Source organism: Pseudomonas sp. PsB (genome assembly GCF_043658375.1).
Taxonomy (GTDB): domain Bacteria; phylum Pseudomonadota; class Gammaproteobacteria; order Pseudomonadales; family Pseudomonadaceae; genus Aquipseudomonas; species Aquipseudomonas putida_Z.
The window spans coordinates 115,023-134,924 of record NZ_JBIGLU010000002.1; the positions used below are offsets into that span (position 1 = coordinate 115,023).

General features: G+C 63.0%; 17 protein-coding genes. 3 read left to right on the plus strand and 14 right to left on the minus strand.

The window, feature by feature from the left end:
- Positions 1-23 precede the first annotated feature (23 nt).
- Positions 24-995 carry a GlxA family transcriptional regulator gene (locus tag ACGLHT_RS05305; protein WP_023663289.1) on the plus strand — a complete coding sequence of 324 codons (972 nt, stop codon included), beginning with the start codon at positions 24-26 and terminating at the stop codon, positions 993-995.
- 10 nt (positions 996-1,005) lie between these two features.
- On the opposite strand, the gene ACGLHT_RS05310 is transcribed toward ACGLHT_RS05305, so the two are convergent.
- The 6 genes from ACGLHT_RS05310 to ACGLHT_RS05335 all read right to left on the minus strand — a co-directional run bounded on the left by ACGLHT_RS05310 (position 1,006) and on the right by ACGLHT_RS05335 (position 6,166).
- Positions 1,006-1,932, minus strand: a complete 927-nt coding sequence (locus ACGLHT_RS05310) for a dienelactone hydrolase family protein (protein WP_085691633.1) — start codon at positions 1,930-1,932, stop codon at positions 1,006-1,008.
- Positions 1,933-2,003: 71 nt separating this feature from the next.
- Positions 2,004-2,231 carry a hypothetical protein gene (locus ACGLHT_RS05315; protein WP_085588993.1) on the minus strand — a complete coding sequence of 76 codons (228 nt, stop codon included), beginning with the start codon at positions 2,229-2,231 and terminating at the stop codon, positions 2,004-2,006.
- Entirely contained in the window at positions 2,224-3,489 is a 1,266-nt protein-coding gene (locus tag ACGLHT_RS05320; RefSeq protein WP_137164517.1) for an aminotransferase class I/II-fold pyridoxal phosphate-dependent enzyme, read from the minus strand. Before ACGLHT_RS05320 ends, ACGLHT_RS05315 begins: the two co-directional genes overlap by 8 nt.
- Positions 3,490-3,539: 50 nt before the next feature.
- On the minus strand, positions 3,540-4,769 hold the full coding sequence (locus ACGLHT_RS05325) for an MFS transporter (protein ID WP_024087451.1): 1,230 nt from the start codon (positions 4,767-4,769) through the stop codon (positions 3,540-3,542).
- Between the two features lie 23 nt (positions 4,770-4,792).
- Positions 4,793-5,515: a TenA family transcriptional regulator gene (locus ACGLHT_RS05330; protein WP_075045910.1), complete on the minus strand. Its 723-nt coding sequence runs from the start codon at positions 5,513-5,515 to the stop codon at positions 4,793-4,795.
- A gap of 75 nt (positions 5,516-5,590) precedes the next feature.
- Positions 5,591-6,166 (minus strand): N-acetyltransferase, encoded by a 576-nt coding sequence (locus ACGLHT_RS05335; RefSeq protein ID WP_013973573.1) that lies wholly within the window; start codon positions 6,164-6,166, stop codon positions 5,591-5,593.
- Between the two features lie 234 nt (positions 6,167-6,400).
- Between ACGLHT_RS05335 and ACGLHT_RS05340 the strand changes: the two genes are divergently transcribed.
- Positions 6,401-9,154 carry a dermonecrotic toxin domain-containing protein gene (locus ACGLHT_RS05340; protein WP_137164519.1) on the plus strand — a complete coding sequence of 918 codons (2,754 nt, stop codon included), beginning with the start codon at positions 6,401-6,403 and terminating at the stop codon, positions 9,152-9,154.
- On the plus strand, positions 9,151-12,015 hold the full coding sequence (locus tag ACGLHT_RS05345) for a dermonecrotic toxin domain-containing protein (RefSeq protein WP_274120215.1): 2,865 nt from the start codon (positions 9,151-9,153) through the stop codon (positions 12,013-12,015). Before ACGLHT_RS05340 ends, ACGLHT_RS05345 begins: the two co-directional genes overlap by 4 nt.
- A 56-nt stretch (positions 12,016-12,071) precedes the next feature.
- Here the strand turns inward: ACGLHT_RS05345 and ACGLHT_RS05350 are convergent, their stop codons facing one another.
- The 8 genes from ACGLHT_RS05350 to ACGLHT_RS05385 form a co-directional block, all read right to left on the minus strand.
- Positions 12,072-12,467: a DUF2802 domain-containing protein gene (locus ACGLHT_RS05350; protein ID WP_025340064.1), complete on the minus strand. Its 396-nt coding sequence runs from the start codon at positions 12,465-12,467 to the stop codon at positions 12,072-12,074.
- Position 12,468: 1 nt separating this feature from the next.
- Positions 12,469-12,948: a chemotaxis protein CheW gene (locus ACGLHT_RS05355; protein ID WP_003254393.1), complete on the minus strand. Its 480-nt coding sequence runs from the start codon at positions 12,946-12,948 to the stop codon at positions 12,469-12,471.
- Positions 12,949-12,989: 41 nt separating this feature from the next.
- The gene (locus tag ACGLHT_RS05360) at positions 12,990-13,883 is read right to left on the minus strand and encodes a CheW domain-containing protein (protein WP_025340065.1); all 894 of its coding nucleotides are present in this window, start codon (positions 13,881-13,883) and stop codon (positions 12,990-12,992) included.
- Positions 13,883-14,671 (minus strand): ParA family protein, encoded by a 789-nt coding sequence (locus ACGLHT_RS05365; RefSeq protein WP_274120214.1) that lies wholly within the window; start codon positions 14,669-14,671, stop codon positions 13,883-13,885. Before ACGLHT_RS05365 ends, ACGLHT_RS05360 begins: the two co-directional genes overlap by 1 nt.
- A gap of 221 nt (positions 14,672-14,892) precedes the next feature.
- Positions 14,893-15,750, minus strand: a complete 858-nt coding sequence (gene motD / locus ACGLHT_RS05370) for a flagellar motor protein MotD (RefSeq protein WP_075045915.1) — start codon at positions 15,748-15,750, stop codon at positions 14,893-14,895.
- Positions 15,751-15,753: 3 nt separating this feature from the next.
- Entirely contained in the window at positions 15,754-16,494 is a 741-nt protein-coding gene (locus tag ACGLHT_RS05375) for a flagellar motor protein (RefSeq protein WP_085614522.1), read from the minus strand.
- On the minus strand, positions 16,494-17,627 hold the full coding sequence (locus ACGLHT_RS05380; protein WP_137164523.1) for a chemotaxis response regulator protein-glutamate methylesterase: 1,134 nt from the start codon (positions 17,625-17,627) through the stop codon (positions 16,494-16,496). The genes ACGLHT_RS05375 and ACGLHT_RS05380 overlap by 1 nt, the downstream gene beginning before the upstream one ends.
- A 46-nt stretch (positions 17,628-17,673) precedes the next feature.
- Positions 17,674-19,899: a chemotaxis protein CheA gene (locus ACGLHT_RS05385; RefSeq protein WP_274120213.1), complete on the minus strand. Its 2,226-nt coding sequence runs from the start codon at positions 19,897-19,899 to the stop codon at positions 17,674-17,676.
- Between the last annotated feature and the right edge of the window lie 3 nt (positions 19,900-19,902).

Below are 19,902 nucleotides of genomic sequence, written 5' to 3' on the forward strand. Positions count from 1 at the left end.
TTGGCGATGTAAGGAATACTGTAATGCGTACCATCTGGTTCTTGCTGCTCCCGGGCACCCACATCCTTGATCTAGGCGGCCCGCTACAAATCATGGCGAGCCTCGAAGAACTCCAGCTGGCACCGGTCAACGTACGTTGCATAGCCGCCAGACAACAGGTCAGCAGTTTTCAGGGCGTGACACTGAGTGGCCTGCACCAGTTGCCTGAGCGGCTCGCACCGCAGGACTTGCTGTTCGTGGTGGGCAACAAGCTCTCTGCGACACCCGCCGAAACAGCGATATTGACCGCCACCGCCCTGTGGCTGGCGAAGGTGGTCAGGCAAACGCCGGATATAAAGCTGTGCTCCATATGCACCGGTGCGTTCCTGCTGGGCGAAGCTGGCTTGCTGGATGGCCGACAGTGCACCACGCACCATCGTTACGTCGATTTGCTTCGAATGCGCTACCCAGCAGCCAAGGTGCTGGAGAACCGCCTGTTCGTCGAGGACGATGGCGTGTTCACCTCGGCAGGCGTGTCCAGCGGAACTGACCTGGCACTGCACATCGTCAGCCTGGAATTTGGCAAGGTCGTGGCCAACCAGGTGGCGCAGGAGCTGGTCATCTACCGGCGCCGCGCTGGCGAAGATGTGCAGCTGCGCGCGGCAGACCTGGCGCGCAATCACATCCACCCGTTGGTGCATGCGGCCCAAGACTACATCGATGCACACCTGGGTACCCACTTCAGCTTCGAACAACTGGCCAGCCAGTTCAATGTCAGCTACCGGCACCTGGCGCGGCTGTTCCGCGACAATACCGGTCAAACGCTGCAGAGCTACCTGCGCACCCAACGCATCGACCTGGCCCGTGAGCTTTTGCGCAGCAGCCACCTCAACGTGGAACAGATTGCCGAACGTTGCGGCTACGGCAGCAGCCATGCCTTTCGCCTGGCATGGCGCCAGGAAATGCCGCAACCGCCCCTGCAGTTTCGCCATGCTCTCGCCCACGAGCGCGCCTAGATTTCGACTGCTACCGCTCGCTTATCGCAGTCGGGGCGAAGCTTTCGGTGAAGAACTCCACCACGGCCTGGCGCGAAGCGTCGCGCGCCGCCGGGTCAGGTGCCGAACGCCCCACGCCGCCCTGACCACGGTGCAGGAACGGGTCCTGATACTCCTGGGCGGCCTCCAGCCCGTTGAAACCGTGCTCTGCGCCGGGGTAAACCAGCACCTGCGCACGCGCCTGGTCTTCGCTGGGCAGGTTTGAAATCAGCGACGGGCAGGCACGCGGGTCATCGTCGTACTGGTCGTTTTCGCCTACCAGCACCAGCAAGCGAGCCGGGGCCAGATGCTTGAAGGTATAACCTGGCACATGGTTGTAACCCCAGCACACGGGGTAAAACGCTGCCATCGAGATGGGGCGAATACCTGAGGCTTGCTCCAGCTCGTCGTTGATGGGCGCAGAGGCGGCGAGCATGGCCTGTACGCCCCCCCAGGAAAACCCGAGCACTCCCACGCGCTGGCCGTCGACGCCAGGCTGCTTGGCCAGGTAAGCCAGGGCGCCTGCCAGGTCCGGCAGGGTATCGTGCACGCGTGGCGGCCGCCCTTGTGCACCGCCAGTGAGCCTGCGCGCGCCCCACATGTCCAACTCCAGCGTTGCGATGCCGCGGGCATTGAGGTCACCGCCATGCAAGGGACCACGCGAATCCATACCCGCCGAGCCATGCAGGATGATCACAGCCGGTACCGGGCCCGCGGCCTTGGCCGGCAACGACAACACCGCCGGAACCCGAATCGGTATCGCCTTGCCGGCGGATGGCAGTGGCTGACTATAGAAAGAGACGAGCCGTTTGCTGACTGTGGCAACGGTGCCGCTATTGGTGGCAGCGACCTCAGCCCGAGCCGTTGCGACCTGAAGGGCACAGCCCAGCACCAAGCTGATGGCCATTACTTTGAACATCTGGTTACCCCTGAACGTCATGAGCGGGTCTTGAACCGGCACCCGTTATCGAAAATTGACGGCGCCCGGCATCATCCGCACATCGCCATTACTGCGAGGCCGTCGACATGCCATTGGGTGAATGCCAATGGGTCGAGCATCGCCATGCCTGCCATCACGCAACTCGCCAATGCGAAAGCCACGGCATAGAAACGCACTTCCTTCGCGCAGGCCGTGCCATACACCGCGATCAATGCAAGGATCTGCACGCCCACGGCGAACACGCCAATGCCGAATCCTGAAGCGAGCAGTTCAGCCATTGAATACCGCGTTCCGGTTATGGCCGACCGGCGCTGCCATGGATGTTTGCAAGGACACGGCCTGGAAAGCCTGTTGCAGGTCGGCCTTGATATCGTCCACACGCTCCAGGCCGACGCACAACCTGATCAAACCATCCGAGATACCCGCCTGATGCCGCGCCTGTGCGTCCAGCCGCCCGTGTGTGGTTGTGGCTGGATGCGTGACCATGCTGCGGGTGTCGCCAATGTTGGTGCAGCGCGCCACGCAACGCAGTTGGTCAATCCATTGCCAGGCTGCGGCCTGGCCCCCGACGATCTCGAAAGCCAACAGTCCGCCATGGCCGTCCTGCTGGCGGCATGCCAATGCATGCTGGGGGTGGTGCTCCAGGCCGGTGTAATGCACCGCGGTCACCAGCTCCTGATGGCTAAGCCAGCGGGCCAGCTCGAAGGCGCTCTGCTGTGCCCGCATCATCCTGACTTCGAGGGTTTCCAGGCTTTTGAGCAGCAGCCAGGCGTTGAACGGGCTGCAAGAAATGCCCAAGGTACGCAGAACACCCCGCAACACCTGCATCAGGCTTTGCGACCCCGTCACGACGCCCGCCAATGCGCGCCCCTGGCCATCCATGTACTTGCCAGCGGAGTGGATGACCAGGTCCGCTCCCAGTGTGTGTGGCCGCTGAAAAACCGGGGTCAGCAAGGTGTTGTCCACCACCAGCAACGCCCCTTTTTCATGTGCCAGCAAGCTTACGGCGCGGATATCACCGATTTTCAGCAGCGGATTGGAGGGCGACTCCAACACCACCAGGCGGGTCCTGCCGTCGATTGCCGACTTCCACTGCGCCAGGTCTGTCAAATCGACGAACCGGGCCTCGATCCCGAAGCGGGCCATGTAGTAGCTGAAGGCATTGACGGTAGTGCCGAACACGTCACGGCTGCAGACGATGTTGTCGCCTTGCTGGAGAAAGGCGTGACAAAGCGCGGTGAAAGCGCCCATGCCGGAAGCGAACGCCACTGCACTTTCAGCGTGTTCGAGCGCCGCCACACGGCTTTCAAACGCTTGAACGGTCGGGTTGGTGAAGCGGCTGTATACATTGCCCTGCTGTTGCCCGCTGAAGCGCTCGCAAGCCTCTTTCGCTGAAGCGAAGGTATAGGCGGACGTCATGGCCAACGGCTCGCAGAACACATCGGACAAGTCGCTGACCCGGTGAGCATGCAGTGCCCCAGTTGCATTGAAATCAGTTGCGTTGAAATCATCCAGGCCAATCACGGTCGATTGCATGGTTTTGCGCCTCCTTGTTTGCATTGAACAATGCGCAATTGATTGGTGGACTATTCAGGTTCAGCGAGTTGAGCAGCCAGGGTTTCGCTTGATGGGCGAACCGCTATCAGCCACAACGATGCCAGGGCAGCCACCGCCGTGGCCGTGGCCAGGCCGGCCAAGGTCAGCTGATAGCTTTGATGCCGGTCGAAATCCAGTGCGCCCAGCTGCGTGGCCACCAACGCGCCAAGTTGATGTACCAGGAACAGCATCCCGAACACCTTGCCTTTGATTTCGGCGCCATACAGCGCGAAGCAGAAGGCAGATGTGAGCACCACCGTTCCGAGGTAACTGGCGCCAAACAGCACAGCGAACACGTACGTTCCAAGGGGCCCGGGCGTGGTCAGCAGCACGATGACCGCAGCGGTTCGCAGCAGGTAGAACATCATCAGCAGCAGGCCCTTGTTGTAGCGGGTAGCCAACCAACCCGCGAGCAGGCCGCTGACCAGCTCCAGCACACCTAACAGGCTCAGGCCGCTGGCCTGCACCGAACTGGGCAGCGCCTCACCCTGCCAGAACGACACCAGATGAACATCGATGAACGCCATGGTGGCACCACAACTGGCGAAACTGAGGGCCAGCACGAAGAAGCGCGGGTCACGCAGCAGAAACATCACCGGATGCCTGACCTTCGCAGCCTGCGGGTCGGGCTTCAACGGCACGGTGCGGGATACCCAATACAGCGCCAGGCTCAAAGGCACCAGAAAGATCAGGCCAACCCAGGAGAACACCGACTGCCAGGGCACGCTCTGCTGCAGCATGATCCACAACGGCGACAGCACGATGAAGCCAATGGAGGTGCCGTTGGTGACGAATGCGAAAGCGAAGGCCTTGAACCGTTCAGCGACCAGGCGATCGACCAGAATACCCATGGGTACATAGGTCATCGCAGCGAGGGCAAAGGCGCCGAGCAGGCCATACAACAGTGTGAACACCAGCAGGTGCGTGCCTGCGAATGTCACGCCCAGCAGCACCACCCCGCCGCTGACACTGCCCAGGGCCACCGTGCTCAAGGGCCCAACCCTGTCGCTCAGCCACCCCACCACGGGCGATACCAGGCCAATGGTCAGGACGAACAGCGATCCTGCGGTAGCCAAGGCTGCGCGCCCCTCGCCAAAGTGGGAGGCCAGGTCGACGAAGTAGACTTGGTACAACCCCTTCAAGGCGCTGGACAGAAACATCACCACGAAGCCGACGACCAGCACCGAGACGATCAAGGTAGAGCTGAATTTCTGTTTCATGGCCAATCCTTATCGTGTGGGCATTACACCGCCTCGGCCTGCGGAGCTCGGCAATACGCCTGGTACATGTTTTCGTACATCGCGTAGAACAGCTGGCAGGTGTGGTCTACAGCCTGCAACGCCTCTTCTTGCATCTGCGCCGTGGTGCACAACTGCGAGACAAGGTCCAAGCCTTCATTGACGTGGCCCACGTCTTCCTTCTGGTGCACCGAGAAGAACAGCAAGTCTTGTTCGGCCAGGCCATAGGCACGCCCCAGCAACACATGCCGTGCATCTCCAGCGACGGTCTCGAGGTTTTGCCCTTCGCTGGCGATCATCACTGCTGCCGCACCAATGTGGTAACGCGCCGGGTCACGTACCGCCTGCAGGCGGAAATCGATCAGTTCCCAGGTGGCTGGCAGCGGCTGCTCGGCATCACGCTCGGCATCGCTGATGCCGAGCGCCCTCAGGAAATTCTGCATGAGCACGACATGGTTGTCGGTGCGGGAAAGCCGGCCGGTTTCTTCTTCGAAACAATTGGTGATCAGTGCCCGCTTGTGGGCAGGCAACGGGCAATGAAAGAACAAGTGCTCGACATAGGTCAGGAAGTACTTGGTGAGCTGATAGCCTTGCAACGCGACCTTGCGCAGCAGCGGCCTGTTGCCCTCAGGCGCAAGCAGTTCCTTGAATATCGGGTGGGACAGGGTCAGATGGTGGTGCAGTTTCTGCTCCAGCTGATCGCGAAAGGCTGCAGTAGATAAGGCCATTCAGGGTGTTCCTTGGGTGAGAGAGGCAGGTGCCGTTGACCGCGATGGCCACAGGCAGAGTCGACGAAGGGCAACTCAGTCCAGGTTGAGTCGCAGCGCAAGGCTTTCCACGGGCTGGGCCATGTAATGGCCGCGATGCTTCACGCCATCGACACGTGCGTAGTCGTCCAGCACGCCGTAGGTCTGGAAGCCGAAGGTTTGCCATAACCGGTGTGCACGGGTGCCCTCGCGTACATCCAGGGTCAACAGCTCGATACCTTGGGCCTGGCACAGGCGCACGACTTCGCTGAAAGCCCGTGCCACCAGGCCGGTCCCGCGATAGGCCGGGTGCACCACGCCTTTGCTCAGGTCGGCAATATGCCGGCAGTTCGGCATGCTGCTGCGCGAAACAATGACCAGGCAGGCCGGCCCCGCCATTGCCTGGCCGAGCAAGACATGGGTATTGCCGCCATGGATGCGCTCTTGCAACGAGGCCGTGAATTCGACGCTCTGCCCGGCAGACATCTCATGCTCGTAACCCAGAACACCGCCATCGCCAACCGTGCTGTTGATCAGTTGCATGATGGCCGGCGCGGTATCGCTGTCGGCCTGACGCAACCACTGCAACTGTGGCTCGCCAGGGGCCACCTGCTTTGAAGAGAGGGTGTTCATTGCGTAAATCCCTTGTGCGTACAAGCAGGGATTTAAACGTTTAAGTGCGATGCCGGGTAAGAAGGGAACCGGACAGGAAGCGGAAGGATAGTGACATCCACGACCAAAATGCCATCAGCGCGCGAGGGCCAGGGGGTGACGAGATCGGCCAGGCGCCGTACCGACATATCTACCACCGTCTTTTCGTGCCCCTGCTTCAACCTTGCCGGCTTCATCTCAGCGCAAGGTACCCCCATGCATTCGACTCGCATCAACGTGATGGGCACGCATTACGTTATAGACCACCTCGGCCATGTGCCTCGTCCCGATCGTGAAGCCAACCGCGCCATCCGCCAATGGCTCGCAAAGCAAGGCCATGACCTGGACCCGGACCAGCTCGACGTCGTTACCCTTCACTATTGCCCGGACGGCGCAGGTGGCCATCTGGCCGCAATCAGCCAGCGCACCAGCCTGACTCAGGCACTGCTGGGCAACTGGCAGGGCGAGTCTGCCAGTGACATGTTCGGCAAGCTGCTGCAAGCACCGTGGGCCGGTGCGCTACCCGCAGGCCCGATACGGTTGGTGGGAACCCTCCCGCAACCCATCTTCAATCACTACGGGGCACCCTTCGAAGTATTCAACGGCCTGTTTCGGCGCACTACCCCGCAACGCTACGACGCTTCCACCCATTTGCCGGTAAGCGCCGAAGCCTTCCAGCAGTTCATCAGCAACCTGGACTTCCAGCAGCCTTTCAAGGCGGCGCTGGATGTGTACTGGCGTGACCATCTGCACAGTCACAGGCTGGCGCTGAAGCTCAACTTCATCGCAGCCTGCAACAGACAGGTCAGCGAGGGCAGCCTCAGCGAGCCTGCACGGCAACTGGTCTGGCAAGCGGCCGGGCTGATGCCACGGCGTAACAGGCTGCGATGCAGTACCTTGAGCATCTACGGCTATGCAGCGACCGACCTGCTGTACCTGAACGACCCCGCCACCGACCTGACGGTGCTGTACGTACCTGGCAACAGCTCACCGTTGCTGACGTTCAGCAGCGAACGAGAATTGAAGGCCTGGGTCGGCGAACAATGTAAAGACCCGACCAAACGCCAGGCCCTGAAACAGCATTTTCGCCTGGCAGATTGCCCGCAAGGCCTCGACTTCAGCGGCCTGGACACTGCCATGGAGGGGCTGGGTGCCTACCCTGAACGGCACCTGCTGCCTCCCGAACACGGCTATTTCAACGACGACGGCACCTGGCCGCCGCAGACCTATGTCAACTATCGACCTACCAGGTACAACCCAAGGATCAAGGGCGACCTTTTCCAGGCATTGGCCGAGCGCCAGCGTCAGCGCAGCTACGACGATGCCGCGTTTCTGATCACGGCTGACAGCGAAATCATCAAGGCCAGGTGGCGTGGCTACCTGGCCACTACGCTCAACCTGCTGGCGCCACTGTGCCTGGTGGTACCCGGCCTGGGGCCGCTGCTGGCCATCGGTGGCATCGCCCAGCTTGGCCTGGGGCTCGACCAGGCAATCAACGGCAAGTCACTGCAGCAACAGCAAGAAGGTATCGGCAACATCACCTGGGGCCTGTTCAACGCCTTGCCCCTGGCGGCAGGCGCTGCCGCAAGGGGCAAGGCACTGTTCGAATTCAAGGTCGAGGGTTTCGCGCCGCCGACGCGGCTGAATGAACAGATCGGCTACCCTCTGAGCCCACTCTCGCCACCGCGCTTTCCCGAGCCCGAGGGCGCAAGCTACTTCCATATCACCGACCCGATAGAGCCACTGCCGGACTGTGACCAGGCGGTTGCCGACGCAGTCATTCGTACGCCCCAGTACGATGGTGAGCCAGACACCCTGGCAGCGAACATCAAGGGCTACAACGCCAGAATGATCTACGACATGGAGCGGGATGTTTTCATTCGGGCCGAAGACCTGAACCAGGTCGACCCTGTAGGCTTCGTGGCGGTACCCGACAGCCGGAACCTGAGCCCCGCGCCGCAAGGGCGCGTGGTTACCCATGCAATGCGCAACCGCACCCTGCGGGCGCTGGGCGTGGACCTGCCATTGCCGCTACAGGTACCTGCCAGAGCGCCGGGCAGTTGGCCAATACCCAAACGCATCTCCTGCCTCTGGGTCGGTGACCGGGTCATCGGCCCGGAGCTGCTGGCCAATCTGGGCCAGAACGCAGCGCAGTTGCAAGACAGCGAATACAGCATACGGTTGTTCCTTTCCAGCACTGCCCGGCACGCCTATGCCGAAAACCTGGATCTGCTGGCCAGTCATGCTCCGGGCTTGCAAGTTCTGCCGCTGGAGGAGCAGGCCTTCTTCAGGGCTTTTCGACAAAGCAGATACTACGCGCAGTACGACGCTGCCCTGGATGGCAACGGCGGCGTTGCCAGCAACTATGCATCGGCATGCGATGTGCTGCGCTACCCGATGCTGCACCACGAAGGTGGCTTGTACATGGATGTCGATGACACCTTGCTCGCGCCAGGCGAGTACTCATTGATCATCGACGGGCAACCGGTAGGTCCCGCCGGTGAACCCATCGATCAGGTCGAACTGAGCACGGACGCCACAGGGCTGCTGCTGGTACCGCCCATGTCCAATGAAAAGATGAGCATGAACAGCCTCTACAATTCCAGCCTTATCGGCAGCCACCCCGGCAACCCCACCCTGGAGGCCATTTCCGAAGAGATGCTCGCACGCTACCAGCTCAATCGCGACTTCTACGACAGCAAGCCCAGCCTGGCTGAAGACCCGGGGAATTTCTATGAGTATGCCAGGCGCCTGAGCTACCTCACCGGCCCTGCCCTGCTCAGCGACGTGGTCGATCGGCAACTGCCGAGCCTGCGCATCCTGCGCCAGCTCACCAATCTCTATGGGATGCCGCGCATCAATGCCTACCGGTTCGTCGATCTGCCACGCATGCGCGACTCGGTGCGTACGCTCCTGCCCCTCAACCGGTTCGCCACTGTCGGCGGCAACCATTCCTGGAGCCGAACATGAACCCGCGTCAACCTGTGGTCGGCGCAGCCGGCCAAGACTACGTCAAGGCAATGCTGGGTTCCGTGCCTCGCCCTGACCGCAGTGCCAGTGCAGCCATCCGCGAATGGGCCAGCCAGCAGCGGCTGGACGTGGAACCCGACAACACGCTTGCAGTGACCTTGCATTGCAAATTCGTTCCCAAGCAGGGCTGGCTGGCCAAGGTCGTCCAACAAATGAGCATGACCGAAGCGCTGCTTGGCAACTGGCAGCAAAGCGGCTACTCCAAGGTTGCCGAGCAAACCGCGCAGCTGCTGCTGAGAGGCGGGATGGCCACCGTCGACCTGCTCGGTGTACTGCCAGAGCTGTCCCTGCCACACGGTCGAGCGCCCTGGGCCCAGGCCTTCAGCCATGGTCAGGTGACGATCGTCGATGAATTGCCAGGAAGCGGCCTGGCCCATGACATCGATGTGCACACCGAATTCCATGGCCTTTTCCGCCAGACCGCACCCATGCGCTACGACGCCAGCACTTATGTGCAGTTCGACGCCACGACCTTCCAGTCCTTCATCTGGCAACTCGACTTCCAGGGCGTATTCAAACGCCAGCTCGATGACTTCTGGGCCCATGCCGCCAGCCAGTACAGCGTCAGCGCGTGCATCGCATTCCTCGCTGCCTGCAACCGGCAGGCATTGCGGGGCAACCTCAGTGAACAGGGACGCAGCCTGGCGTGGCGGGCGGCAGGCGTGGAACGCTGGCACCACGGCGCCAGCCTCAGTGGCAACGGGGTAGACGCCAGGCTGCTGAACATCAATGGCTACCCATCAAGCGACATACTCTGCCTGAGCGATACGCGCAGCCGCCTGACCTTGCTGTACATACCGGGCAATACGGCGCCGTTGCATGAGTTCGCCAACCCGGGCGCCATGCGTGCGTGGCTTGCCAGGCAGTGCCGCGACGCCGACAAACGGGCGGCCCTGCTTGCCCACTTCAGGGCCTGCGATATTCCGGACAGGATTGGCCGGTCGGGGTTGAGCCGGGTACTTCAGGGCATGGGCGATTTCCCGCCCCGACGGATCATCCTGCCTGCAACCAGCGTGTATCGCCTGGCCAGGGTATGGAACCCGCACACCCTGATCAACTACAAGGCGGACACTTACAGCCCACGCATCGAATACAACCTGTTCGAGGCATTGACGGTGGCACAACGTCAACGCAGCCAATCCGACGCCGACTTCCTGATCACGGGCGACAGTGAAGTGACCAAGGCCGCATGGCGCAGCTATTTCTACCTGACCATGAACCTGGCCACACCGTTTCTGCTGGTGGTTCCCGGACTGCTACCCCTGGCTGCCGTGGCCGGGGTGGCCCAATTTACAGTGGGCCTGGACCAGGCGCTGCACGGCAAGGATGTGAACCAACAGCTCGAAGGCGCGGAGCAGGCCGTGTTCGGCCTGCTGAACGCAGCCCCGGGGCTGGCGCGCGGGGTCAAGGCGAGCAAGGCGCTGTTCGGCCAACGCCCCATTGGCTTCATCAAACCGGTGAGGCTCAATGGCCGCATAGGCTACCCGCTGAGCCCGGTCTCGCCGCCACGCTGGCCCGGGCCTGCGATGACACCCTATTTCCAGGATCTGGCAGTAGCGGGCGACCAGGTAGCCGCCAGCTGGTCCGGCGCCGATTCACACATTGCCCGTTGCGTAACGCGGCGCAGGGCATTCGGCACGGGTGACGAACTGATCGGCGATGTGGGCAATGGCCCGCACCCGCTCTACTACGACGCCCGACGGGACAGCTTCGTGCTCAAGTACCCCAACGGTACACGCGGCGCCCAGCACTATGTGGCCAGCGCCGATCCGCTGCAGCCCTCGATCAGCCGACTGCTGCCCGATACGGACCCGTTGCGGGAAATCAGCCCGGCATCGCGCTCGCGCACACTGCGGGCACTGGGTATCGATCTGCAGCTGCCCGTCGACCTCGATGCACTGGGGACTGCACCAGGCATACCCGTCCCCAGGCAGGTATTTCACATCTGGCTGGGTGACAGGACGATCGCCGGTGATTACCTGGCTGCGCTCGACAACAATGTGCAGGCACTGCGCAACAGCGATTTCACGCTCAAGCTCTACCTCTCCAACGCCACCCCTCGGGCATTCGAACGCAACATGACCCTGCTGCAGCCCCGCATCGCCGAGGGGCTGGAGGTTGCTGTGCTGGAGTATCAGACCTTCTATCATCAATTCGCGGCAAGTGAATACTTCGGCCAGTACCAGGCTGCGCTGGAAGGGAATGGCGGTGTGGCGAGCAACTTCTCCTCGGCCTCCGACATCTTGCGCTACCGCGTCCTGCACAGCGAAGGGGGCATCTACCTGGATATCGACGACCATCTGCTGGTCGAGCCGGACGCAACCGGGCAGCTGCGGGCAAAGATCGACAGCGTACCGCTCACCACACCCCTCGACGGGCTGCTGTTGAGGAGCCCGGTGTGCAATGCGCAATTGGGCATGTATACCAGCTACAACACCAGCATGATTGGTAGCCGTGCTGGCAATCCGGTGCTGAACGCCATTTCCGACGAGATACTGGCCCGTTACCTCACCCCGGAGGGCCAGGCGTTCTACGAGGCCCCCAAACCGCCGCGACAGCATGCGGCGGCATTCCAGGCCTATACCGAAAGGCTCAACACGCTGACCGGGCCTGCGGTGCTCAACCATGTGATCGACCAACGTCTACCTGAGCTGTACACCTTCAGGCAGGTGGCGGACCTGGCAAACATGCACACCCTGAACTACGACGCGCTGCTGGATGAAGCAGCACAACGGCGTGCAGAGCTGCGGCTTCTACCACTGGAAGAGGTCGCAATGGCGGGGAACGCACAGGGCTACTGACTGCCGGGCGAGCTTGCGCGGCCACTGTATCAGGGGCCGCGCAATGCTCATGGCAATCAGTTGCTGCGATGCAGCTTGCTCATCAGCTCCGCCTCGGCCTGGGTCAGGCCGCAGCTTTCGGTCAGCTCTGCCACGCTGGCGCCCATGCCCACCAGCTTGGCCGCCTGGGTAAAGGTGACGTTGTGCGGGTCGCGCTGCTCCAGCTGCTGGATCTTGTCTGGCAGCGGGGCAACCGCCACGCGCAGGTCGTGCAGCGCCTCGCCCATGCGCACGGTACCGTTCTGGTAGTCGTCCAGGCGCTTGGCGAGGTCCTTGATGCGCTGGTCACGCAGGGCATCACCCTCGGCCTGTTGCGCGGCCAGCTCGCGCTGGCGCTTGCTGTAGTTGAGGAAGAACCACAGGCTCAGCGCCCAGACCAGCGCCAGGAAGATGACAGCAACCTGTAGGATCAACTCAGATGTTCTCCAGCTCGGACCACTCTTCCTCGGTCATCATCTTGTCCAGCTCGACCAGGATCAGCAGTTCGCCATTCTTGTTGCACACGCCCTGGATGAACTTGGCCGATTCTTCGTTACCCACGTTCGGCGCGGTCTCGATCTCGGACTGGCGCAGGTAAACCACCTCGGCCACGCTGTCGACCAGGATACCGACCACTTGCTTGTCGGCCTCGATGATGACGATACGGGTGTTGTCGGTGACTTCGGTCGGCATCAGGCCAAAGCGCTGGCGGGTGTCGATCACGGTCACCACGTTGCCGCGCAGGTTGATGATGCCCAGCACGTAGCTTGGCGCACCCGGCACCGGGGCGATCTCGGTGTAGCGCAACACTTCCTGCACCTGCATCACGTTGATGCCGTAGGACTCATTGTCCAGACGGAAGGTAACCCACTGCAGGATCGGATCTTCGGAACCTTGTGCAGACGACTTTTTCATTCCCCTACCCTCAAAATCCGCCATCGGCGGTGTATTCGGTGTCATTTCTGTTTGGCATGCATCTGCTTGACCGCACCGCTGGCGATCAGCTCGGCCAGTGCAGCGACGTCGAGCAGTGCACACATGTGTTCAATCACCGTGCCGGCCAGCCACGGGCGCTGGCCACGCTGGCTGCGCCACTTGATCTCGGACGGGTCCAGGCGCAGCGAGCGGCTGACCTGGTGCACGGCCAGCCCCCATTCGTAGCCCTGCACGGAAATCACGTATTGCAGGCCCTGGCGAAAATCATCGCGGTAGCGGTCGGGCATCACCCAACGCGCGGTATCCAGCACCTTCAGGTTGCCGGCCTGGCAGGTCAGGATGCCGAGGAACCAGTCGGGCTGGCCGAACAACGGTGTCAGCTCCTGGCCGGCCAGGGTGTAGATCGAACCCAGGCACACCAGCGGCACCGCCAGGGTCAGGCCCGCGACGTCGAACAGCAGGCATTCGAACGGCTCGGCGGCCCAGGCCGGGCGGCCATCGACCGTGGCCGGGGGCACGGGCACCTGCGGCGCCGGCAGGTGCACATCCACCAGCGGCACTGCCGGTTCCACGGTTTGCTCTTCGACCAGCACCGGGATGCTGGCTTCGGCCACCACTTCGCGCTCGACCACCGTCACCACCGGTGCTTCCACCGGCATCACGCGGGGCAGCACCGCCAGCCTGGGCTCGGCGAACGGCCGTGGTGCGGGGCTGACGGTCGCTTCGGCTGACGCCGGCCTGGCTTGCTGCAAGGCATCACGCGCCTGCTCTTCGCGCACCGCTTCGGCGAACTCGTCCGCCGCCGCTGGCGCCTCGAACAGGTCTTCGGCTTCGGTGGCCTCCTGCAGCAGGCCGTCGAGGTATGACTGCAGGGCCATCTGTGGCCGGGTATTGGTTTGCCGGGTCTGGGTCATCAGGCCACCTGCGCTGCAGTCTTGTAGGTCAGCAGGTGCTTGAGCAGCGCCCGATAGGCAATCAGCCCGCGGCTCTTGCTGTCGAATTGCGAGGGCGTGACGCCCTTGCGGCTGGCATCGCGCAGGCGCGTATCCACCGGGATGTAGCCCTGCCATACATGCTGGTCGTAGGTGTCACGCAGCAGCTTGAGCGTGGCCAGCGAGGCCTGGGTGCGGCGGTCGAACAAGGTCGGCACGATCTGGTACGGCAGCGCTTGCTTGCGCGAGCGGTTGACCATGGCCAGGGTACCGACCATGCGCTCCAGGCCCTTGACCGCGAGGAATTCGGTTTGCACCGGGATCACCAGCTGCTGGCTGGCTGCCAGGGCATTGACCATCAGCACACCGAGCAAGGGTGGGCTGTCGATCAGGGCAAAGTCGAAATCCTGCCACAGCTGCGCCAGACTCTTGGCGATCACCAGGCCCAGGCCGTTCTGCCCCGGTGACTGGCGCTCCAGCACCGCCAGCGCGGTACTCGACGGCAACAGCGAGATGCGTTCGTCACTGGTGGGCAGCAGCAGTTGCCCGGGCAGGCCCTCGGGCACCGCGCCCTTGTGCAGGAACAGGTCGTAGCAGCTGTGCTCCAGGGCATCGGGGTTGTGCCCGAAATAGCTGGTCATCGAGCCGTGCGGGTCGAGGTCGACAATGACCACGCGCTTGCCGGCCTCGGCCAGCAGGCCGGCCAGGGCGATGGTAGTGGTGGTCTTGCCGACGCCACCTTTTTGATTGGCTACTGCCCAGACTCTCATCAAGCAAACTCTATCTATTGATTTGGCAGGGACACTGCTGGGGCAACTGTCTTGCTCAACATCGGAAGCTGGCGCGATCCCTGTGGGAGCGGGCGCGCCCGCGAACACCGGCGCAGCCGGTGCCATTTACCGTATCGCCTGATTCGCGGGCTCGCCCGCTCCCACAGGGGACAGTACTGCATTCAAATTTGTGTTCGTGGCAACGTCGGGGAATTGACGGATCACTGCCCCGCCACCGTTGCTGGCGTAGCCGGTGCACTTTGTGTGCCAGCCCGGCGCAATGCGGCATCCGGCGTGGCATTGGCACTGCCCGAGCCCGTCAGGCTGCGGCGCACTTCGAGGTTGCGCGAAATCACCAGCACCACGCGGCGGTTGCGCGCACGGCCTTCGGCAGTGTCGTTGCTGGCCACCGGCTGGTACTCGCCATAGCCGACCGAGGCCATGCGTGCCGGGTTTACCCCTTCCATGGCCAGCAGGCGCACGATGCTCGCCGCCCGCGCCGATGACAGCTCCCAGTTGGTCGGGTACTGCGCGGTGCGGATCGGCAGGTTGTCGGTAAAGCCTTCGACGTGCACCGGGTTGGCGAACGGCTTGAGAATGCCGGCCACCTTCTCGATGATGGCAAATGCCTTGTCGCTGGGCATGGCATCGCCACTGCCGAACAGCAACGAGGAATTGAGCTCGATCTCGATCCACAGCTCATTGCCGCGCACCGTCATCTGGTCGCTATTGATCAGGTCGCCAAAGGCATCGCGCACGTCATCGCTGATGGTTTTCAGCGGGTCGACACTGGTCGCCCCAAGGCCTGCATCGGTCTGCTCGCTGTCCTTCACCAACGGCTCGGCCGGGCGCACGCTCAGCGGGCGCTCTTCACCGATGGGGATCGGCTTCATGCTGCGCTCGGGGTCGTTGAACACCCCGAGCAATGCCTGGGAAATGACCTTGTACTTGCCCTCGTTGATCGAGGAAATCGAGTACATCACCACGAAAAAGGCGAACAGCAAGGTGATGAAGTCGGCGTACGACACCAGCCAGCGTTCGTGGTTTTCGTGTTCCTCGGTATGACGACGGCGACGCATGGGTTACTCCATGAAGCCTTGCAGCTTCAGCTCGATCGAGCGCGGGTTCTCACCCTCGGCAATCGACAGCAGGCCCTCGAGCAGCATCTCGCGGTAGCGCGACTGGCGCATGACGATGGCCTTGAGCTTGTTGGCGATCGGCAGCAGTACCAGGTTGGCGCTGGCCACGCCGTAGATGGTCGCGACGAAGGCCACGGCAATGCCGTTGCCCAGCTGCGACGGGTCGGCCAGGTTGCCCATCACGTGGATCAGGCCCATCACCGCACCGATGATGCCGATGGTCGGCGCGTAGCCACCCATGCTTTCGAACACCTTGGCGGCCTGGATATCACGGCTTTCCTGGGTCAGGAAATCCACTTCAAGGATGCTGCGGATGGCCTCTGGCTCGGCGCCATCCACCAGTAGTTGCAGGCCCTTGCGCGCATACGGGTCAGGCTCGCTGTCGGCCACCCCTTCCAGGCCCAGCAGGCCTTCCTTGCGCGCGGTCAGGCTCCAGTTGACGACGCGGTCAATCCCGCCCGCCAGGTCGACCCGTGGCGGAAACAGGATCCAGCGCAGAATCTGCAAGGCACGCTTGAACGACGACAGTGGCGACTGCAGCAAGGCCGCCGCCAGGGTACCGCCCAGCACGATCAGAGCCGCCGGGCCATTGATCAGGGCGCCGACATGGCCGCCTTCGAGGAAGTTGCCACCGACGATGGCGACAAAGGCGAGGATCAGGCCGATCAGGCTGAGCACGTCCATCAGACGCACGCCTCCACCAGGTGCTTGCCGATTTCGTCCAGGCTGTACACCGCGTCGGCCAGGTTGGCCTTGACGATGGCCATGGGCATGCCATAGATCACGCAGCTGGCTTCATCCTGGGCCCACACCGTACTGCCGCCCTGCTTGAGCAGGCGCGCACCTTCACGGCCATCGGCGCCCATGCCGGTAAGCACCACCGACAGCACCTTGTCGCCATACGACTTGGCCGCCGAGCCGAAGGTGATGTCCACGCACGGCTTGTAGTTCAGGCGCTCGTCACCGGGCAGGATCTTCACCGTGCCACGGCCGTCGATCATCATCTGTTTGCCACCCGGGGCCAGCAGGGCCAGGCCCGGGCGCAGCATGTCGCCGTCTTCGGCCTCCTTGACGTTGATGCGGCACAGCTTGTCCAGGCGTTCGGCAAAGGCCTTGGTGAACGCCGCCGGCATGTGCTGGATCAACACGATCGGCGCCGGGAAGTTGGCCGGCAACTGGGTCAGCACCCGCTGCAGGGCGACCGGGCCACCCGTGGAGGTGCCGATGGCCACCAGCTTGTAAGGCTTGCGCTTGGGTGCCGGCGAATGTGCTGGCGCCGCAGCCGGGGCCGCCGCACGAGCAGGCGCAGGCGTGCGCGCCGCTGCCGGGCTGGCGAAACTGCTGGTGGGTGCGTGGCTGCTGCCTGCCGGCGCAGGTGCGGCAACCGGCGCATGGCTGGCGTAGCTGCCAAAACGGCGGTTGCTGCGGGAAATGGTATGCACCTTCTCGCACAGCAGTTGCTTGACCTTGTCTGGGTTGCGCGAGATGTCCTCGAAGTTCTTCGGCAGGTAATCCACCGCACCGGCATCCAGCGCATCGAGGGTGACACGGGCGCCTTCATGGGTCAGCGACGAGAACATCAACACCGGCGTCGGGCAGCGCTGCATGATGTGCCGCACCGCGGTGATGCCGTCCATCATGGGCATTTCGTAGTCCATGGTGATGACATCGGGCTTCAGCGCCAGCGCCTGGTCGATTGCTTCCTTGCCATTGGTCGCGGTACCCACTACCTGGATCGTCGGATCCGCCGAGAGGATTTCCGAGACGCGGCGGCGGAAGAAACCGGAATCATCCACCACCAGGACCTTGACTGCCATAAACACTCCATTAGGCGGCGCAACCCGCCAGGGTGCGCCACCGAAATCAAATACGCCGCGCGGCGTAACGCTTGAGCATGCTCGGGACGTCGAGAATCAACGCGATGCGACCGTCGCCGGTGATGGTGGCCCCGGACATGCCCGGGGTGCCCTGCAGCATCTTGCCCAGCGGCTTGATTACCACTTCTTCCTGGCCAACCAGTTGATCGACGACAAAGCCGATGCGCTGGGTGCCGACCGACAGGATCACCACGTGGCCCTCGTGCTGCTCTTCGTGCACCTGGCCCTGGACCAGCCAGCGCTTGAGGTAGAACAGCGGCAGCGCCTTGTCGCGCACGATCACCACCTCCTGGCCGTCGACCACGTTGGTGCGCGACAGGTCGAGGTGGAAGATCTCGTTGACGTTGACCAGCGGGAAGGCGAACGCCTGGTTGCCCAGCATCACCATCAGGGTGGGCATGATCGCCAGGGTCAGCGGCACCTTGATGACGATCTTCGAGCCCTGGCCCTTGGCCGAGAAGATGTTGATCGAGCCGTTGAGCTGGGAGATCTTGGTCTTGACCACGTCCATGCCCACACCGCGGCCGGACACGTCGGAAATCTCGGTCTTGGTCGAGAAGCCCGGGGCGAAGATCAGGTTGTAGCAGTCCGACTCGCTCAGGCGATCGGCGGCATCCTTGTCCATCAGGCCCTTTTCCACGGCCTTGGCGCGCAGGATGTTGGGGTCCATGCCCTTGCCGTCGTCAGAGATCGACAGCAGGATGTGGTCGCCTTCCTGCTCGGCCGACAGCACCACGCGGCCGGTGCGCGCCTTGCCGGAGGCTTCACGCTCTTCGGGCATTTCCACGCCATGGTCGACGGCGTTGCGCACCAGGTGCACCAACGGGTCGGCCAGGGCCTCGACCAGGTTCTTGTCGAGATCGGTCTCTTCGCCGACCAGCTCCAGGTTGATCTCTTTCTTGAGCTGGCGGGCCAGGTCGCGCACCAGGCGCGGGAAGCGGCCGAAGACTTTCTTGATCGGCTGCATGCGGGTTTTCATCACCGCGGTCTGCAGGTCGGCGGTGACCACGTCGAGGTTGGACACGGCCTTGGACATGGCCTCGTCGCCGCTGTTCAGGCCCAGGCGCACCAGGCGGTTACGCACCAGCACCAGTTCGCCGACCATGTTCATGATCTCGTCCAGGCGCGCGGTATCGACCCGCACGGTGGTTTCCGCTTCGCTGCCATGCTTCTCGGCAGCCGGCGCCGGGGCGCGGGGTGCTGCGGCAGGTTTGCTGGCAGGTGCCGGTGCCGGCGCAGCAACTGCGGCTGGCTTGGCCACGGGCTGGCTGTCGGCCTTGGCCGCGACCGGCGCTTGCACCTTGGCCGCAGCCGGGGCTTCGACGGCGGCAACGTCGCCACCGAACTTGCCCTTGCCGTGCAACTGGTCCAGCAGCGCCTCGAACTCGTGCTCGCTGATTTCGTCGCTGGCTGCGCTGGTGTCGGTTGCGGCAGGCGTCTGCGCCTTGGCAGCGGGCAAGGCATCGGCCTGGAAGGTGCCCTTGCCATGCAACTGGTCCAGCAGCGATTCGAACTCGGCGTCGGTAATTTCGTCGCTGGCCGCTTCCGGCACGCTGGCAACCGGCTGCGCGGCAACCTCGGCGCTGAACTGGCCTTTGCCGTGCAACTGGTCGAGCAGCGACTCGAACTCGGCGTCGCTGATTTCGTCACCCTCACCGCTGACGGTCTCGCCCTGCATCTGCTCGTCGGCCGCAGCTTGTGCCTTGACCGCATCGAGCGAATCGAGCAGCTGCTCGAACTCGCTGTCGGTGATGTCCTGCTCCTCGGCAGGCGCTTCGGCAACCGGTGCCGCAGCGGCAGGCACTTCAACGGCTTCGGCGCCGCCCGGCTCGGCCAGGCGCGACAGCGCCGCCAGCAGCTCGGGGGTGGCCGCGGTTACTTCGGTGCGCTCGCGCACCTGGCCAAACATGCTGTTGACCGTGTCCAGTGCCTCGAGCACCACATCCATCAGTTCCGCGTCGACCCGGCGCTCACCTTTGCGCAGGACGTCGAACACGTTCTCGGCGATATGGCAGCACTCCACCAGCTCGTTCAGCTGAAGGAAGCCGGCGCCCCCTTTTACAGTGTGGAAACCGCGAAAGATCGCATTGAGCAGGTCGGCATCGTCGGGCCGGCTTTCCAGCTCGACCAGTTGCTCGGACAGTTGCTCAAGAATTTCGCCGGCTTCTACCAGGAAATCCTGGAGGATTTCTTCATCGGCGCCGAAGCTCATCAA

Coding starts and splice junctions, on each gene's coding strand:
- ACGLHT_RS05340 (WP_137164519.1), top strand. CDS start 6,401: ATGCATTCGACTCGCATCAACGTGATGGGCACGCATTACGTTATAGAC.
- ACGLHT_RS05360 (WP_025340065.1), bottom strand. CDS start 13,883: ATGACCCAGACCCGGCAAACCAATACCCGGCCACAGATGGCCCTGCAG.
- ACGLHT_RS05380 (WP_137164523.1), bottom strand. CDS start 17,627: ATGGCAGTCAAGGTCCTGGTGGTGGATGATTCCGGTTTCTTCCGCCGC.
- ACGLHT_RS05310 (WP_085691633.1), bottom strand. CDS start 1,932: ATGTTCAAAGTAATGGCCATCAGCTTGGTGCTGGGCTGTGCCCTTCAG.
- ACGLHT_RS05385 (WP_274120213.1), bottom strand. CDS start 19,899: ATGAGCTTCGGCGCCGATGAAGAAATCCTCCAGGATTTCCTGGTAGAA.
- ACGLHT_RS05345 (WP_274120215.1), top strand. CDS start 9,151: ATGAACCCGCGTCAACCTGTGGTCGGCGCAGCCGGCCAAGACTACGTC.
- ACGLHT_RS05315 (WP_085588993.1), bottom strand. CDS start 2,231: ATGGCTGAACTGCTCGCTTCAGGATTCGGCATTGGCGTGTTCGCCGTG.
- ACGLHT_RS05375 (WP_085614522.1), bottom strand. CDS start 16,494: ATGGACGTGCTCAGCCTGATCGGCCTGATCCTCGCCTTTGTCGCCATC.
- ACGLHT_RS05335 (WP_013973573.1), bottom strand. CDS start 6,166: ATGAACACCCTCTCTTCAAAGCAGGTGGCCCCTGGCGAGCCACAGTTG.
- ACGLHT_RS05325 (WP_024087451.1), bottom strand. CDS start 4,769: ATGAAACAGAAATTCAGCTCTACCTTGATCGTCTCGGTGCTGGTCGTC.
- ACGLHT_RS05355 (WP_003254393.1), bottom strand. CDS start 12,948: ATGAAAAAGTCGTCTGCACAAGGTTCCGAAGATCCGATCCTGCAGTGG.
- ACGLHT_RS05305 (WP_023663289.1), top strand. CDS start 24: ATGCGTACCATCTGGTTCTTGCTGCTCCCGGGCACCCACATCCTTGAT.
- motD (WP_075045915.1), bottom strand. CDS start 15,750: ATGCGTCGCCGTCGTCATACCGAGGAACACGAAAACCACGAACGCTGG.
- ACGLHT_RS05330 (WP_075045910.1), bottom strand. CDS start 5,515: ATGGCCTTATCTACTGCAGCCTTTCGCGATCAGCTGGAGCAGAAACTG.
- ACGLHT_RS05365 (WP_274120214.1), bottom strand. CDS start 14,671: ATGAGAGTCTGGGCAGTAGCCAATCAAAAAGGTGGCGTCGGCAAGACC.
- ACGLHT_RS05320 (WP_137164517.1), bottom strand. CDS start 3,489: ATGCAATCGACCGTGATTGGCCTGGATGATTTCAACGCAACTGATTTC.